Source organism: Streptomyces sp. NBC_00370 (assembly GCF_036084755.1).
Lineage (GTDB): Bacteria > Actinomycetota > Actinomycetes > Streptomycetales > Streptomycetaceae > Streptomyces.
This window is the reverse complement of record NZ_CP107968.1, coordinates 5888945-5904405: the sequence shown is the minus strand read 5'-3', so window position 1 is coordinate 5904405 and position 15461 is coordinate 5888945. Positions and strand designations below refer to the sequence as shown.

The window sequence follows — 15461 nt, the reverse complement described above, 5'->3', positions numbered from 1 at the left end:
CGGCGGCCACCAGGGCTATCGCCACGACCACCGTGGCACCGAGCGACGTGCGGGCCCGTACGGACCCGAAGGGCCGCCTCACGAGGCGACCAGCCGGTAACCCGCGCCGCGCACCGTCTGGATGGCGCCGGCGCCTATCTTGCGCCGCAGGGTGCTGATGTAGACCTCGATGATGTTGGGGTCGCCGTCGTAGGCGAAATCCCAGACGTGCTCCAGGATCTGCGGCTTGCCGACCACCTCGCCCGGCCGGACGGCGAGTTGCTCCAGCACGGCGAACTCCTTAGCGGTCAGCGCCACTTCGACATCGTCACGGAAGACCCTGCGGGCCGCGGTGTCGACGCTGAGGCGGCCGATCCGCAGCACGGGCGAGGCCCCGGCCGAACCCCGCCTGCGCAGCAGGGCCTTGACGCGCGCGACGAGCACGACGTACGAGAAGGGCTTGGTCAGATAGTCGTCGGCGCCCGTGTCGAGCCCTTCGGCCTCGTCGTACTCGCCGTCCTTCGCCGTGAGCATCAGGATCGGTACGTCGTTGCCGGCGGCGCGCAGCGCGGCACAGACCCGGTAGCCGTTCATGCCGGGCAGCATGATGTCGAGCACGACCAGGTCGTACACGCCCTCACCGGCCCGGTACAGCCCTTCGAGCCCGTCGTGGACGACGTCCACGGCGAACCCCTCGGCCGTCAGTCCCTTGGCCAGCGAGACCGCGAGCCTCTTCTCGTCCTCGACGATCAGCAACCGCATGCGCCCAGCTTCCCAAACTGAACCTGAAGATCTCTTCAGGTGGCTTCAGGCTGCCTTCAGCTTGCCTCGGCGAAGTTGATGTCACACGGACAACGACCCGGGAGGCACCACATGAAGCGCAACATCACCATCGCGGCCGTCACGGCGGCGGTACTGATCGGGGGCGGCACCTACACGGCGGTCGCCATGGGCAGCGACGACGGCCGGGTGTCCCCGGCACCGACGGCGACGACGGGCACGGCGACACCCCGCCCGGACCTGTCGGCGGACGACAACCCGCACGTCTCGCCGACGCCCGGGGGAACGAAGACGGACGCCCGGCGGGCCGAGTCGGCGGCGCTGGCGATCGTGCCGGGAACGGTGACCTCCGTCGAACGCGACAGCCGCTACTGGGAGGTGGAGATCCTGGGCAAGGACGGCGTGGAGCGTGAGGTGCACGTCGACCTGACCACCGGCAGGGCGACGCTGGACCGCGACCACCGAGACGGCGCCACCCGCACCGCCACGCCTTCCAAGACGGACGACAACCCGCACCACGGCGCCACCCCGGCCCCGCGCCCCACGGCCGACGACGACCGCCGCGGCGGGGACGACGACGGCCCGGGTCACGACGTGGATGACGACCACGGCGGCGACGACCACGGCAGCGGCCGGCACGGCGACGACGACGGCCCCGGTCACGACGCGGGCGACGACCACGGCGGCGGCCGGCACGGCGACGACGACTGATCAGCCGGAACCGACAGCGCCCCGCCCGGCCCCACCAGGCCGGGCGGTTCGCGCCGCCCCGTACACAGCGGCGGCGCACAGCACCGGAACGGCGGCCCCGGCGAAACACAGCGCGAGCGGCAGCCGGCCGACCAGCACCCCCACGGCCGCCGTACCGCCCGAGATCCCCGCGTTCAGCGCCGTGTTGACCCAGGCACCGGCCTGGGTACGGGCTTCGGGCCTCGCCGCCTCGTCCGCGATCAGATACGCGGTGGTCAGCGCGGGCGCGACGAACAGCCCTGCCAGGGCGGTAAGCCCCGCCAGTACGTACGCGTTCGCCGCGAACCCGGTCAGCACCATGGCCAGCCCCAGCGCCCCGCCCAGCAGGGCGAGCCGCGCCTTGGCCGAACCACGCCAGGAGACAGCGCCGTTGGCGAGCCCGCCGACCGCGCTGCCGGCCGAGAGGGCGGCCATCACCCAGGCCACGGTGCCCGGCCGTCCCAGCTCCTCGGTGCGCGCGACGACCAGCAGGTCGAGCGCGCCCAGACAGATTCCCACCCCGGCGGCGGCCGGCAGCAACCCGCCAAGGCCCCGCACACCGCCGCGCGCCCGCCGCTTCCGGCCGCCGGCACCACCGGGGAACGGTACGGGCGCCGTGACGAGCGCGAGCGTCCCCACGGCCACCAGTACGGCGCTGAGGGCGATCCCGACCGTGGCATCCCACAGGGTGACCAGCGCCCCGACGATCAACGGGCCGCAGACGTAGAGCAGTTCCTCGGCGACCCCGTCGAGACTGAACGCACGCTGCAACAGCGCCCTGTCCGGCAGCAGTTGCCCCCACAGCGTCCGCATGACGGGCCCCAGCGGCGGGGTGCACACACCGGCCGCCCCGCCGAGCGCGACGAACAGCCAGTCCGGACAAGCAGGTTGACGCCCGGCAACCGCCAGCAGGACGAGCAGGACGGCGTACAGACCGGCCATGGGAGCCAGCGCACGGCGCAGCCCGTACCGATCGATGAGAGCCGCCCGCGCGGGCGACAGGAAGACGCTGGTGACGCCGAACAGCGCCACGACCGTGCCGGCCACGGCGAACGAACCCGAGGCGTCCTTGGCGGTCAGAACGAGCGAGAGAGAGACGGTCCCGTAGGAGAGGCGGCCGAGCAGCGCGGCACCGAACGTGCGCAGGGCATGCGGGGTCCGCAGAACAGCGGCGTACGACATGGGGAGGGATTCCTCGAAGAGTGCGTGCGGGGACACCGTGGCAGCGCGAGGAGCGCGGCGGTACCGGGTCCTAGACACGGGGTTCGAGGAACATGAAGCCGACGATAGCAGCCGGCGGGGAGGGCAAAGGGGGTCGTGCAGGGGTGGTGTCCGGAGCGTAGAGCGTGATGTGTGGCGCATCTCGGCGGTGGCTCCGCGTCAGACGAGCACGCGCCGTAAATCACGCAGCGCAGGACACGACCCCGGAACGACACCCGGCAACCACCGCAACGCAAACCCGCACCGCCCCGGGCCGAGCGGCACACTCCCGCCGGACGGGGCCTACGCGTCGCCCGTGATGCCCGCCACCAGTTCGTCCGCCGCCGTGTACGGGTCCAGCTCGCCCGCCACGATTCGTTCCGCCAGGGCGTCCAGGCGGTGGTCGCCGTGCAGGTCGCCGATGCGTTCACGCAGTGCCGTGACCGCGATCGTCTCGACCTCCTTCGCCGCCCGAGCGGCCCTGCGGCCGTTCAGGACGTCGTGTTCCTCCATCCAGGCGCGGTGCTTCTCCAGGGCCTCGACGACCTCGTCGATGCCCGTACCGCGCGCCGCGACCGTCTTCACGATCGGGGGGCGCCAGTCGCCGGGGGCCCTGGCCTCGCCCAGGCCCAGCATGTGGTTCAGCTCGCGGGCCGTCGCGTCGGCGCCGTCCCGGTCCGCCTTGTTGACCACGTACACGTCGCCGATCTCCAGGATCCCGGCCTTGGCCGCCTGGATCCCGTCGCCCATGCCGGGGGCGAGCAGCACCACCGACGTGTCGGCCTGGGAGGCGATCTCGACCTCCGACTGGCCGACGCCGACGGTCTCCACCAGGATCACGTCGAATCCGGCCGCGTCGAGCACCCTGATCGCCTGCGGCGCCGCCCAGGCGAGCCCGCCGAGGTGGCCGCGGGTCGCCATGGAGCGGATGTAGACGCCGGGGTCGGACGCGTGCTCGGACATCCGCACCCGGTCGCCGAGGAGCGCGCCGCCGGAGAAGGGCGACGACGGGTCGACGGCGAGCACGGCGACGCGTTTGCCCGCCGCCCGGTACGCGGAGACCAGCGCGGTCGTGGACGTCGACTTGCCGACGCCGGGCGAGCCGGTGAGCCCGACCACGTACGCGTTGCCGGCGAGCGGGGCCAGCGCCGCCATCACCTCACGCAGCTGCGGGGACGCCCCCTCGACCAGCGAGACCAGCCGGGCGACGGCGCGCGGCCGGCCCTCGCGGGCCTGCGTCACCAGCTCGGGGACGTCCTGCATCACAGCTCCGTTCGTTCCGTACGCGACACCGGCCGCACCCCGGCCGCACCCACACCCGCAGGCACCGGCGGGCGCCCGCCGGGCTCAAACTACTGGGACTTGGCCACCCGGAGGATCAGCGCGTCCCCCTGCCCGCCGCCACCGCACAGCGCCGCCGCGCCCACGCCGCCGCCGCGCCGCTTCAGCTCCAGCGCGAGGTGCAGGACGAGCCGGGCGCCGGACATGCCGATCGGGTGGCCGAGGGCGATCGCACCACCGTTCACGTTCACCTTTTCCGGGGACACCCCGAGGTCCTTCATCGACTGCACGGCCACGGCGGCGAACGCCTCGTTGATCTCGATGAGGTCGAGGTCGGCCACCTCCGCGCCCGCCTTCTTCAGCGCGTGCAGGATCGCGTTGGACGGCTGCGACTGGAGCGAGTTGTCGGGTCCCGCCACATTCCCGTGCGCGCCGATCTCCGCGAGCCATTCCAGGCCCAGCTCCTGCGCCTTGGCCTTGCTCATGACGACGACGGCGGCCGCGCCGTCGGAGATCTGCGACGACGTGCCCGCCGTGATCGTGCCGTCCTTGGCGAAGGCGGGGCGCAGCTTGCCCAGCGTCTCGACGGTGGTGTCGGCGCGGATGCCCTCGTCCTGCGCGAAGACCACCGGGTCGCCCTTGCGCTGCGGGATCTCCACCGGGACGATCTCGGCCTCGAAGACGCCGTTCTTCTGCGCCGCGGCGGCCCGCTGGTGGGAGAGCGCGCCGAACTCGTCCTGCGCGGGGCGCTCGATGCCGAGGCGGGTGTTGTGCTTCTCGGTCGATGCGCCCATCGCGATGTCCTCGAACGAGTCGGTCAGACCGTCGTACGCCATGGAGTCGAGCATCTCGATCGCGCCGTACTTGTAGCCCTCACGGGACTTCGGCAGCAGGTGCGGCGCGTTGGTCATGGACTCCTGGCCGCCGGCCACGACGATGTCGAACTCTCCTGCCCTGATCAGCTGGTCGGCCAGCGCGATGGCGTCGAGCCCGGAGAGACAGACCTTGTTGACGGTCAGCGCGGGGACGGACATCGGGATGCCCGCCTTGACGGCGGCCTGGCGCGCCGGGATCTGCCCCGTCCCGGCCTGCAGCACCTGCCCCATGATCACGTACTGCACCTGGTCACCGCTGATCCCGGCCCGGTCAAGCGCCGCCTTGATCGCGAAGCCGCCGAGGTCGGCGCCGGAGAAGGACTTGAGCGAGCCGAGCAGGCGCCCCATGGGGGTACGGGCGCCGGCGACGATGACTGAGGTGGTGGTGTTCGTATCCGACATGAGACGCGATCCCCTTTGCCCGAGCTTGAGGAGTGAACGAGGGTTAACCACCAGGGTACTGACCGGTAGGCAGCGGGGTCACCAGCCGGTGAGTGTGACGGCGCGCACCTTGCGTAACCGCGGTGGTACCGCTGCACTGGTTCCATGCTGACGCGAATCGATCACATCGGGATCGCCTGTTACGACCTCGAAGCGACGGTCGAGTTCTACCGATCGACCTACGGCTTCGAGGTCTTCCATACGGAGACCAACGAGGAGCAGGGCGTGAAGGAGGCCATGCTCAAGATCAACGAGACGTCCGACGGCGGCGCTTCGTACCTTCAGCTGCTGGAACCGATCCGGGAGGATTCCGCCGTCGGCAAATGGCTGGCCAAGAACGGCGAGGGGGTGCACCACCTCGCGTTCGGCACCGAGGACGTCGACAGTGACTCCCAGGCCATCCGTGACAAGGGCGTACGCGTCCTCTACGACCAGCCGCGGACCGGCACCATGGGCTCCCGCATCACCTTTCTCCACCCCAAGGACTGCCACGGCGTACTCACAGAACTGGTCACCTCCGTCCCGGAGCACTGACCCCGGGCATTCCCGGCCCGGTAGAGTGGCGGCTCCGGGCCGGGACCGGGTCGGGGCCGCACGTGTGCCGATGATCTGACACCATTCCCCGGGGGGCCGCTCGCCGCGAGCGGTACTCGTTGGGAGAGTTGCGACCAGGGGACGGATGGGACCGCGCAGTGCGGGGCTACGAACGCCAGGAGAGCCACCGAGCTGAAGACGACCACCTCTCGCGGTTCGAAGCCGAGATGGACCGGCTGAAGACCGCACGAGAGAAGGCCGTCCAGCACGCCGAGGACCTCGGGTACCAGGTCGAGGTGTTGCGCGCCAAGCTCCACGAGGCACGCCGCAACCTTGCTTCCCGTCCCTCGTACGACAATGCCGACCTGGGCTACCAGGCCGAGCAGCTGCTCCGTAACGCCCAGATCCAGGCCGACCAGCTGCGGGTGGACGCCGAGCGTGAGCTGCGCGACGCCCGTGCGCAGACCCAGCGCATCCTCCAGGAGCACGCCGAGCACCAGGCGCGGCTCCAGGCCGAGCTGCACGCCGAGGCGGTCCAGCGCAGGCAGCGGCTCGACCAGGAGCTGGCCGACCGCAGGCAGACCGTCGAGTCGCACGTCAACGAGAACGTCGCGTGGGCCGAGCAGCTGCGGGCCCGCACGGAGGCCCAGGCCCGCAGGCTCATGGAGGAGTCGCGCGCCGAGGCCGAGCAGTCGCTGGCCGCCGCCCGTGCCGAGGCCGCCCGGGTCACCGAGGAGGCCAGGCGCAGGCTCGGCGCCGACGCGGAGGCGGCGCGCGGCGAAGCGGAAGCGATTTTGCTGCGCGCCCGCAGGGACGCCGAGCGGCTGCTGACCGCCGCTTCGAACCAGGCGCAGGAAGCCACCTCGCACGCCGAGCAGCTCCGTACGACCACGACGCAGGAGTCCGACACCGCGCGCCAGCAGGCCGGCGACCTGAGCCGGGCCGCCGAGGCGCGGATGCAGGAGGCCGAGGAGCGGCTGCGCGAGGCGCGCGCCGAGGCCGAGAAGGTCGTCACCGAGGCCAAGGAGACAGCCGTCAAGCGGCTGGCCGGGGCCGAGTCGCAGAACGAGCAGCGCACCCGTACGGCCAAGTCGGAGATCGCCCGGCTGGTCGGCGAGGCCACCAAGGAAGCGGAAGCCACCAAGTCGGAGGCGGAGCAGGCGCTCGCCGACGCCCGCGCCGAGGCCGAGAAGCTGGTCGCCGAGGCGGCGGAGAAGGCCCGTTCCGTGGCGGCCGAGGACTCGGCGGCGCAGCTCGCCAAGGCGGCCCGTACCGCCGAGGAAGTCCTGAACAAGGCGTCGGCCGACGCCAAGGCCACCACGACGTCGGCGGCCGAGGAGGCCGACCGGATCCGCCGTGAGGCCGAGGCCGAGGCGGACCGGCTGCGCGGCGAGGCCGCCGAGCAGGCCGACCAGCTCAAGGGCGCGGCCAAGGACGACACCAAGGAGTACCGCGCCAAGACCGTCGAGCTGCAGGAGGAGGCCCGCAGGCTGCGCGGCGAGGCCGAGTCGCTGCGCGCCGAGGCCGTCGCCGAGGGCGAGCGGATCCGCGGCGAGGCCCGCAGGGAAGCGGTCCAGCAGATCGAGGAGGCGGCCAGGTCCGCCGAGGAGCTGCTGACCAAGGCCAAGGCGGACGCCGACGAGGCGCGGTCGAACGCGACGACGGAGAGCGAGCGGGTACGTACCGAGGCCATCGAGCGGGCGACGACGCTGCGCCGGCAGGCCGAGGAGACCCTGGAGCGCACCCGCGCCGAGGCGGAGCGGCTGCGCGCCGAGGGCGAGGAGCAGGCCGAGGCGACGAGGTCGGCGGCCGAGCAGGCGGCGGAAGAGCTGCGCGCGGAGAACGAACGCGGCATAGACGCCCGTAAGGCGGAGGCGGCCGGCGAGCTGACCCGGCTGCACACCGAGGCCGAGCAGCGGCTCTCGTCCGCCGATGAGGCTCTGACCGACGCCCGCTCGGAGAGCGAGCGGATCCGCCGAGAGGCCGGCGAGGAGATCGAGCGGCTGCGCGCGGAGGCGGCGGAGCGGATCCGTACGCTCCAGGCGCAGGCCGAGCAGGAGGCCGAGCGGCTGCGTACGGAAGCGGCGGCCGACTCCGCCGAGTCCCGCGCCGAGGCCGAGACGGCGGCCGTGCGGCTGCGTACGGAAGCGGCGACGGAGGCCGAGCGGCTCAAGACGGAGGCGCAGGAGAGCGCCGACCGGCTCAGGAGCGAGGCGGGTGCGGCGGCGGAGCGCGTCGGCACCGAGGCGGCCGAGGCACTGTCGGCGGCCCAGGAAGAGGCCGCCAGGCGCCGCCGCGAGGCCGAGGAGCTGCTGGCCGGGGCGCGCGGCGAGGCGGAGCAGGAGCGCGAGCGGGCCCGCGAGCAGAGCGAGGAACTGCTCGCCTCGGCCCGTAAGCGGGTCGAGGAGGCGCAGACCGAGGCGCAGCGGCTGGTCGAGGAGGCCGACCGGCGCTCGACGGAGATGGTGTCGGCCGCCGAGCAGACCGCCCAGCAGGTACGGGACTCCGTGGCCGGTCTGCAGGACCAAGCCGAGCAGGAGATCGCCGGACTGCGGTCGGCCGCCGAGCACGCCGCTGAGCGGACGAAGACCGAGGCGCAGGAAGAGGCCGACCGGGTCAGGTCCGACGCGTTCGCGGAGCGCGAGCGGGCGAGCGAGGACGCCGGCCGGGTGCGCGCCAGGGCCCAGGAGGAGTCGGAGGCGGCGCGTGCGCTCGCCGAGCAGACCGTCGCCGAGGCGGCGGCCGAGGCCGACCGGCTGCGCGCCGAGACGGCCGAGTACGCGCAGCGGATGCGGACCGAGGCGTCGGACGCGCTCGCCACGGCCGAGCAGGACGCGTCACGCGCCCGCGCCGAGGCCCGCGACGACGCCAACCGGATCCGTGGTGACGCGGCGACGCAGGCGGACCGGCTGATGGCCGAGGCGACGACGGAGTCGGAGCGCATGCGCGCAGAGGCGGCCGAGACGGTCGGGGCCGCGCAGCAGACGGCGGACCGACTGCGCGCCGAGGCACAGCAGTTCAAGGCCGACATAGAAGCGGCGGCCGACCGGATCAGGAACGAGGCGCAGGAGGAGACGGACTGGCTCCTCGACGAGGCGCGCAAGGACGCGGCGAAGCGCCGCTCCGACGCGGCCGAGCAGGCGGACCAGCTCATGAACAAGGCCCAGGAGGAGGCGCTGCGCGCCGCCACCGAGGCCGAGGCGCAGGCGGACCGGCTGGTGGCCGCGGCACGGAGCGAGGCGGACCGCATCACGGCGGACGCGACGGTCGAGGGCAACACCCTCGTCGAGCGGGCCCGCGCCGACGCGGACGAACTCCTCGTAGGGGCCCGGCGGGACTCGACGGCCATCAGGCAGCGCACCGAGGAGTTGCGGGCGCGCAGCGAGGGCGAGATCGAGCAACTGCACGAGCGGGCACGGCGGGAGACCTCGGAGCAGTTGCGTACGGCGGGTGAACGGGTCGACACTCTGATGCGCGCCGCCAACGAGCAGCGCGCCGAGGCCGAGCAGAAGGCCAAGGAGCTGATGGCCGGGGCCAATTCGGAGGCCAGCAAGGTCCGGATCGCCGCGGTGAAGAAGGCGGAGGGCCTCCTGAAGGAGGCCGAGCAGAAGAAGGCCGAATTGATTCGGGAGGCCGAGCAACTGCGTGCGGAAGCCGATCAGGAAGCCAAGCAGATGGTCAAGGACGGCAAACGGGAGCTGGACGTGCTGGTGCGCAGGCGCGCGGACATCCAGACCGAGATCTCCCGTGTCCAGGACGTACTCGAAGCGTTGGAGTCATTTGAGGCACCCTCCGGTCCCACGAAGGACAACCCCGTCAAGGCGGGCGCCGCAGCGGGAACCACACGTTCGGGTAACAAGCCTTCGGACAGTTAGGGCCTGTTCGGCGGGTCATGGCCGGGTCCGCGCCGTCTGGGGCGGCACCTCGCGGCGTTGCCGAGACGCCCCGATAGCTCCGCTATCGAAACGTCCCGGCGCCTTGCGATCCACCGCCCCAGACGACGCGGCCTGTCCGACCCTGACCCGCCGAACAGACCCCAACCACTCAAAAGACTGGACATTGTCCGTATCAAACCGGCATCAACTCGATGACACGCCGCTTCGGCCCCTAGGATTCCCCCTATCACCTCACCGGTCTCATTCGACAGGAACCCCATGAGCGACACATCCTCCCCATTCGGCTTCGAGCTCGTGCGGCGTGGTTACGACCGCGGTCAGGTGGACGACCGCATTACCAAACTCGTCGCCGACCGTGACAGTGCACTCGCCCGCATCACCTCTCTCGAAAAGCGCATCGAGGAGCTCCACCTCGAAACGCAGAACGCCCAAGCCCAGGTCAGCGACGCAGAGCCGTCGTACGCGGGGCTCGGCGCGCGCGTCGAGAAGATCCTCCGTCTCGCCGAGGAGGAGGCGAAGGACCTGCGCGAGGAGGCCCGTCGCGCGGCCGAACAGCACCGCGAGCTCGCCGAGTCGGCGGCCCAGCAGGTGCGCAACGACGCCGAGTCGTTCGCCTCCGAGCGGAAGGCGAAGGCGGAGGACGAGGGCGTCCGGATCGTCGAGAAGGCCAAGGGCGACGCGTCGACGCTGCGCTCCGAGGCGCAGAAGGACGCGCAGTCCAAGCGCGAGGAGGCCGACGCGCTCTTCGAGGAGACCCGCGCCAAGGCCGCCCAGGCCGCCGCGGACTTCGAGACGAACCTCGCCAAGCGGCGTGAGCAGTCCGAGCGTGACCTGGCGTCGCGTCAGGCGAAGGCCGAGAAGCGCCTGGCGGAGATCGAGCACCGCGCCGAGCAGCTGCGGCTGGAGGCCGAGAAGCTGCGCACGGACGCGGAGCGCAGGGCCCGTCAGACGGTGGAGACGGCGCAGCGCCAGTCCGAGGACATCGTGGCGGACGCGAACGCCAAGGCCGACCGGATCCGCAGCGAGTCGGAGCGCGAGCTGGCGGCGCTCACCAACCGCCGCGACTCGATCAACGCCCAGCTGACCAACGTCCGCGAGATGCTGGCCACGCTGACCGGCGCCGCTGTCGCCGCCGCCGGCACCCCCGCCGACGACGAGCCGATCTCGCGCGGAGTGCCGGCCCAGCAGTCCCGCTGAGTACCGGCAGTCACGCGGAACCCGACAGTCCGGGTAACAATCGCGTCAAGCCCCCCGCCACTCCGGTGGCGGGGGGCTTTTCGCACCTTTAGGTTGGCCGCATGATCGAGGTTGAGGGGCTCACCAAACATTTCGGCCGCAAGGTCGCGGTCGACCATCTCTCCTTCCAGGTGAGACCGGGTGTGGTGACGGGGTTTCTGGGCCCCAACGGGGCGGGCAAGTCGACGACGATGCGGATGATGCTGGACCTGGACAACCCGACCGGCGGATCGGTGCGGATCGACGGGAAGCAGTACCGGAACCTGACCGACCCGTTGCAGCACATAGGTGCGCTGCTGGAGGCCAAGGCCATGCACGGTGGCCGCAGCGCGTACAACAACCTGCTCTGTCTGGCGCAGAGCAACCGGATCCCGCGCCGCCGGGTGGACGAGGTCCTCGACATGGTCGGGCTGACCGCCGTCGCCAAGAAGAAGTCGAAGGGCTTCTCGCTCGGTATGGGCCAGCGGCTGGGCATCGCCTGCGCGCTGCTCGGCGACCCCGAGATCCTGATGTTCGACGAACCGGTCAACGGCCTTGACCCGGAGGGCATCCACTGGATCCGCAACCTGATGAAGGCGCTCGCCGCCGAGGGCAGGACGATCTTCGTCTCCAGCCATCTGATGAGCGAAATGGCCCTGACGGCGGACCACTTGATCGTCATCGGCCAGGGCAGGCTGCTGGCCAACACGTCCATGGCCGACTTCATCCACGAGAACTCACGCAGCTACGCCCGGCTGCGTTCGCCGCAGCACGAGCGGCTGAAGGACGTCCTGCACGAGGCCGGCATCAGCGCGGTCGAGGCGGCCGACGGGACGCTGGAGGTGGACGGCGCCGAGACCGAGCCGCTGGGCGACCTGGCCGCCGAGCACGGCATCACCCTGCACGAGCTGAGCGCGCAACGCGCCTCGCTGGAGGACGCCTTCATGCAGATGACGGCCGAGTCCGTCGAGTACCACGCCCATTCCGGTGCGGGCGAGCCGCCGCCGGCCGCGTCCGGACCCCCGCAAGGGCCTCCGCAAGGCTCCCCGCAGGGACCGCCCGCCGGCCCGCAGTGGGGTCCGCGCGCCGGCAACCAGGGCAAGGGAGCCTGAACGATGGCATCGGCACCAGCGGTCCTCCAGTCCGAGTGGACCAAGATCCGTACCGTTTCCTCCACCACCTGGACGCTGATCAGCGCCTTCGTGGTGACCGTCGCGCTGGGCTGGGGACTGTCCGCGCTGTTCAACTCGCAGTACGACAGCCTCTCCCAGGCCGACAAGCTCACCTTCGACCCGACGTTCACCAGCTTCTCCGGGATGATTCTCGGCCAGCTCGCCATGGTGGTCTTCGGGGTGCTCGTGGTCGGCTCCGAGTACAGCTCGGGCATGATCCGCACCTCGCTCGCCGCCGTGCCGCGGCGCGCGACGTTCCTCTTCAGCAAGATCCTGGTGGCCGGGGTGCTGGCGCTGGTGGTCGGGATCATCACCGGCTTCATCACGTTCTTCCTCGGCCAGAGCGCCCTCGGCGACCGCGGCACCAGCATCGGTGAGCCGAACGTGCTGCGCGCGGTCATCGGCAGCGGTCTCTACATGGGCATGATCGCCATCTTCTCGATGGGCGTCACGGCGATGCTGCGCAGCTCGATGCTGGCGCTCGGCATCCTGATGCCGTTCTTCTTCCTCGTCTCGCAGATCCTGTCGGCCGTACCGGGCGCCAAGAAGGTCGCCCGCTACTTCCCCGACCAGGCGGGGTCCAAGATTCTCCAAGTGGTCCCTGACGCGACCGGTTCGGACCGGGCGCCGTACGGGCCGTGGGAAGGATTCGGCATTCTGGCGCTCTGGGTGGTGGCGGCGCTGATCGGCGGATACGCGGTACTGAAGAAACGCGACGCGTAGCGCGTTCCCGGCGGAAGCATTTGGCCGGAACCGTCAACGCCCGGATATCCTCCTAACTCTTACGGGGGCCTTCGGCCGGGGGACGGCCATTGCCCCGACGACCTGACCTTGTCGATGGGGCTGGAGAATGATCGAGGCAGTCGGCCTGACGAAGCGCTACGGCGCCAAGACGGCCGTGTACAACCTTTCTTTCCAGGTACGCCCGGGCACCGTCACCGGTTTTCTGGGCCCCAACGGTTCCGGCAAGTCCACGACGATGCGGATGATCCTGGGGCTCGATCAGCCCACCTCCGGTCATGTCACGGTGGGTGGGCACCCCTTCCGGCAGCTCCCGAACGCGCCGCGCCAGGTCGGCGCGCTGCTCGACGCGAAGGCCGTGCACGGCGGCCGCACCGCGCGTAACCACCTGCTGTCGCTGGCCCAGCTCTCCGGCATCCCGGCGACCAGGGTCGACGAGGTGCTGGGCGTGGTGGGCCTGCAGGACGTGGCCCGCAAACGGTCCAAGGGCTTCTCGCTGGGCATGGGGCAGCGGCTCGGCATCGCGGCGGCGCTGCTCGGCGATCCGCAGGTCCTGCTGTTCGACGAGCCGGTCAACGGTCTCGACCCCGAAGGCATCCTGTGGGTCCGCAATCTGATGAAGCAGCTCGCGGGCGAGGGCCGTACCGTCTTCGTCTCCTCGCACCTGATGAGCGAGATGGCCGTCACCGCCGAGCATCTGATCGTGATCGGCCGGGGGCAGCTGCTCGCCGACATGAGCGTCCGTGACTTCATCTCGCACAACTCGGCCGACTTCGCGCGGGTGCGTACGGCGGACATCGAGGCGGAGCGCCGCGAGAAGCTGACGTCGGCGCTCATCGAGGCGGGCGGCCAGGTGATGCCCGAGCCGGACGGCGCGCTGCGGATCACCGGACTGCCGCTCCCCCGGATCAGCGACGTGGCGCACGACGCCGACGTACGGCTGTGGGAGCTGTCGCCGCACCAGGCCTCGCTGGAGGAGGCGTACATGCGGATGACGCAGCACACGGTCGACTACCGCTCGACGGCCGACGCGCTCGCCGGTTTCCAGCAGCCGCAGCCCGGCTACGGGCCGCACGGCGCCGCGCTGCCGGCCGCGGCGCCGGCCGTCTCCGACGTACCGCAGCAGGGCTGGTACGTACCGCCGCCGCCCGGCGAGAACCCGTACGCGGCACCGGTGGCGACACCGGCCCCGGCTCCGGCCCCGGCTCCGGCTCCGGACGCGGCTGTTCCTGCGGCCGCCGCCGAGAGCGCCCCGACGAAGCGCGACGAGACCGAGGACGCCCGATGACGACCCCGTACCAGCACCAGCGGCAGCCGCTCGGCTATGTCTCACCGATCCCGGTGCGGCGGGCCACCCTCAGCGACGCGGTCGCCTCCGAGTGGACCAAGCTGCGGTCACTGCGTTCCACGATGTGGACGCTCGGCGCGTTGATCTTCCTGATCGTCACCGTCGGCGTGCTCGCGGCCGTGATCAGCAACGCCACGTCGTCGACCGACGAGGACGCGCTGAGCCTCGGCTTCTCCGGGGTGCTGCTCAGCACCATCTGTGTGATGACCCTCGGCGTGCTGACCATGACCGCCGAGTACGGCACGGGCATGATCCGCACGACCCTGACGGCGTGCCCCAGCCGGGCGCGGGTGCTGGCGGCGAAGTCGCTGGTCTTCTTCCTGCTGGTCTTCGCGATCACCACGCTGACCACGGGCATCGTGGGCGCGCTACAGACGACGATCATGGACGTGCCGTCGGCCGGCGGTGAGCGGTGGTTCCGCGCGACGGCCGGCGTCGGCCTCTATCTGGCGCTGCTGGGGCTGCTGTCGCTGGCCGTCGGGGTGCTGATCCGGCATTCGGCGGGCGCGATCACGATCATGATCGGGGTCGTACTGCTGCCGCTGGTGATGGCGCTGTTCATGGTCTCGGACGGGCTCTCCGGCCTGCGCGACGCGCTCTTCGAGTACTCCGTGCCGAGTCAGCTCGCGGTCTTCTACGACAACTCGGTGGGGCCCGCCGGTGAGGGGCCGACCGGCTGGGACCCGCTGTGGATCATGCTGGCGGTGACGCTGGCGGCGATGGTCGGGGCGTTCTTCGCCCTGGACCGCAGGGACGTCTGACGGCGCGACGGCGGACCGGCAGGGCCCTTGCTCAGTACCGGGGCGCGTTACGGGACCGCTGCACCCGCGTGGTGCGGCGGTCCTTCGCGTTCCAGCACGCCTGGTGCCAGTGGCGCCGGTCGTCGACGCCCCCGTACTCGGGCCAGGCCACCACATGGGCGAGCCCCGACGGGATCTCCTGGTCACAGCCGGGGCAGCGGTACCGCTTGCCCGCCGCGCTCGCGCCCGCGACATGGCGGACGCACCACTCCTCGCCCTGCCAGGACTCCGTCCGCTGGAAACCGCCGTACCTGTCACCGGACTCACCGGCGCGCTCGGTCGGTTTCTCGCCGCCACGGGGGCGGTTGCGGCGCGGGGACACAGGACACCTCACGGGGCAGGAAGCACGGTTCCGCTCCAGCCTACGGCCCGGGAGAGGGGGCACGTGTCTTCTGTGGCGGGTGAGTGGCGCAGGCACAGGAGGTACTTACCGGACAATCGCAAGAACTTCGCGCGCAGCCGTGCCTTTG

At 71.4% G+C, this 15461-nt stretch carries 13 protein-coding genes; 8 read left to right on the top strand and 5 right to left on the bottom strand.

The genetic code is table 11. The features are described from left to right. Nucleotides 1-78 precede the first annotated feature (78 nt). On the bottom strand, nucleotides 79-741 hold the full coding sequence (locus tag OHS57_RS26460) for a response regulator transcription factor (RefSeq protein WP_041984265.1): 663 nt from the start codon (nucleotides 739-741) through the stop codon (nucleotides 79-81). 111 nt (nucleotides 742-852) lie between these two features. Here OHS57_RS26460 and OHS57_RS26455 point away from each other — a divergent pair, with 111 nt between their 5' ends. Further along, nucleotides 853-1470 carry a PepSY domain-containing protein gene (locus OHS57_RS26455; RefSeq protein WP_328583554.1) on the top strand — a complete coding sequence of 206 codons (618 nt, stop codon included), beginning with the start codon at nucleotides 853-855 and terminating at the stop codon, nucleotides 1468-1470. Here the strand turns inward: OHS57_RS26455 and OHS57_RS26450 are convergent, their stop codons facing one another. The 3 genes from OHS57_RS26450 to OHS57_RS26440 all read right to left on the bottom strand — a co-directional run bounded on the left by OHS57_RS26450 (nucleotide 1471) and on the right by OHS57_RS26440 (nucleotide 5246). Further along, a complete protein-coding gene (locus tag OHS57_RS26450; RefSeq protein ID WP_328583553.1) occupies nucleotides 1471-2670 on the bottom strand; it encodes an MFS transporter in 1200 nt (399 codons plus the stop codon). Nucleotides 2671-2991: 321 nt separating this feature from the next. Continuing rightward, nucleotides 2992-3951 (bottom strand): methylmalonyl Co-A mutase-associated GTPase MeaB, encoded by a 960-nt coding sequence (gene meaB / locus OHS57_RS26445; protein ID WP_328583552.1) that lies wholly within the window; start codon nucleotides 3949-3951, stop codon nucleotides 2992-2994. 89 nt (nucleotides 3952-4040) lie between these two features. Then, nucleotides 4041-5246 carry an acetyl-CoA C-acetyltransferase gene (locus OHS57_RS26440; RefSeq protein WP_041984271.1) on the bottom strand — a complete coding sequence of 402 codons (1206 nt, stop codon included), beginning with the start codon at nucleotides 5244-5246 and terminating at the stop codon, nucleotides 4041-4043. 144 nt (nucleotides 5247-5390) lie between these two features. Between OHS57_RS26440 and mce the strand changes: the two genes are divergently transcribed. From mce to OHS57_RS26405, 7 genes are all read left to right on the top strand, one after another. Continuing rightward, nucleotides 5391-5819, top strand: coding sequence for a methylmalonyl-CoA epimerase (mce, locus tag OHS57_RS26435; RefSeq protein WP_328583551.1), 429 nt, complete (start codon nucleotides 5391-5393; stop codon nucleotides 5817-5819). Nucleotides 5820-5977: 158 nt separating this feature from the next. Next, nucleotides 5978-9694: a polarized growth protein Scy gene (gene scy, locus OHS57_RS26430; RefSeq protein ID WP_328583550.1), complete on the top strand. Its 3717-nt coding sequence runs from the start codon at nucleotides 5978-5980 to the stop codon at nucleotides 9692-9694. Nucleotides 9695-9973: 279 nt separating this feature from the next. After that, complete coding sequence (locus OHS57_RS26425; protein WP_041984278.1) at nucleotides 9974-10912, top strand: cellulose-binding protein; 939 nt, start codon at nucleotides 9974-9976, stop codon at nucleotides 10910-10912. A 101-nt stretch (nucleotides 10913-11013) separates the two neighbouring features. After that, nucleotides 11014-12042 carry an ABC transporter ATP-binding protein gene (locus tag OHS57_RS26420; RefSeq protein WP_328583549.1) on the top strand — a complete coding sequence of 343 codons (1029 nt, stop codon included), beginning with the start codon at nucleotides 11014-11016 and terminating at the stop codon, nucleotides 12040-12042. 3 nt (nucleotides 12043-12045) lie between these two features. Further along, a complete protein-coding gene (locus OHS57_RS26415) occupies nucleotides 12046-12825 on the top strand; it encodes an ABC transporter permease subunit (RefSeq protein ID WP_041984283.1) in 780 nt (259 codons plus the stop codon). Nucleotides 12826-12952: 127 nt separating this feature from the next. Then, the gene (locus OHS57_RS26410) at nucleotides 12953-14131 is read left to right on the top strand and encodes an ABC transporter ATP-binding protein (RefSeq protein ID WP_328583548.1); all 1179 of its coding nucleotides are present in this window, start codon (nucleotides 12953-12955) and stop codon (nucleotides 14129-14131) included. Then, nucleotides 14128-14952 carry an ABC transporter permease gene (locus OHS57_RS26405; RefSeq protein ID WP_041984287.1) on the top strand — a complete coding sequence of 275 codons (825 nt, stop codon included), beginning with the start codon at nucleotides 14128-14130 and terminating at the stop codon, nucleotides 14950-14952. The genes OHS57_RS26410 and OHS57_RS26405 overlap by 4 nt, the downstream gene beginning before the upstream one ends. A gap of 31 nt (nucleotides 14953-14983) precedes the next feature. On the opposite strand, the gene OHS57_RS26400 is transcribed toward OHS57_RS26405, so the two are convergent. After that, nucleotides 14984-15313, bottom strand: coding sequence for an ATP/GTP-binding protein (locus tag OHS57_RS26400; RefSeq protein WP_328583547.1), 330 nt, complete (start codon nucleotides 15311-15313; stop codon nucleotides 14984-14986). Nucleotides 15314-15461 lie beyond the last annotated feature (148 nt).

Coding starts and splice junctions, on each gene's coding strand:
- OHS57_RS26460 (WP_041984265.1), bottom strand. CDS start 741: ATGCGGTTGCTGATCGTCGAGGACGAGAAGAGGCTCGCGGTCTCGCTG.
- OHS57_RS26455 (WP_328583554.1), top strand. CDS start 853: ATGAAGCGCAACATCACCATCGCGGCCGTCACGGCGGCGGTACTGATC.
- OHS57_RS26450 (WP_328583553.1), bottom strand. CDS start 2,670: ATGTCGTACGCCGCTGTTCTGCGGACCCCGCATGCCCTGCGCACGTTC.
- meaB (WP_328583552.1), bottom strand. CDS start 3,951: ATGCAGGACGTCCCCGAGCTGGTGACGCAGGCCCGCGAGGGCCGGCCG.
- OHS57_RS26440 (WP_041984271.1), bottom strand. CDS start 5,246: ATGTCGGATACGAACACCACCACCTCAGTCATCGTCGCCGGCGCCCGT.
- mce (WP_328583551.1), top strand. CDS start 5,391: ATGCTGACGCGAATCGATCACATCGGGATCGCCTGTTACGACCTCGAA.
- OHS57_RS26425 (WP_041984278.1), top strand. CDS start 9,974: ATGAGCGACACATCCTCCCCATTCGGCTTCGAGCTCGTGCGGCGTGGT.
- OHS57_RS26420 (WP_328583549.1), top strand. CDS start 11,014: ATGATCGAGGTTGAGGGGCTCACCAAACATTTCGGCCGCAAGGTCGCG.
- OHS57_RS26415 (WP_041984283.1), top strand. CDS start 12,046: ATGGCATCGGCACCAGCGGTCCTCCAGTCCGAGTGGACCAAGATCCGT.
- OHS57_RS26410 (WP_328583548.1), top strand. CDS start 12,953: ATGATCGAGGCAGTCGGCCTGACGAAGCGCTACGGCGCCAAGACGGCC.
- OHS57_RS26405 (WP_041984287.1), top strand. CDS start 14,128: ATGACGACCCCGTACCAGCACCAGCGGCAGCCGCTCGGCTATGTCTCA.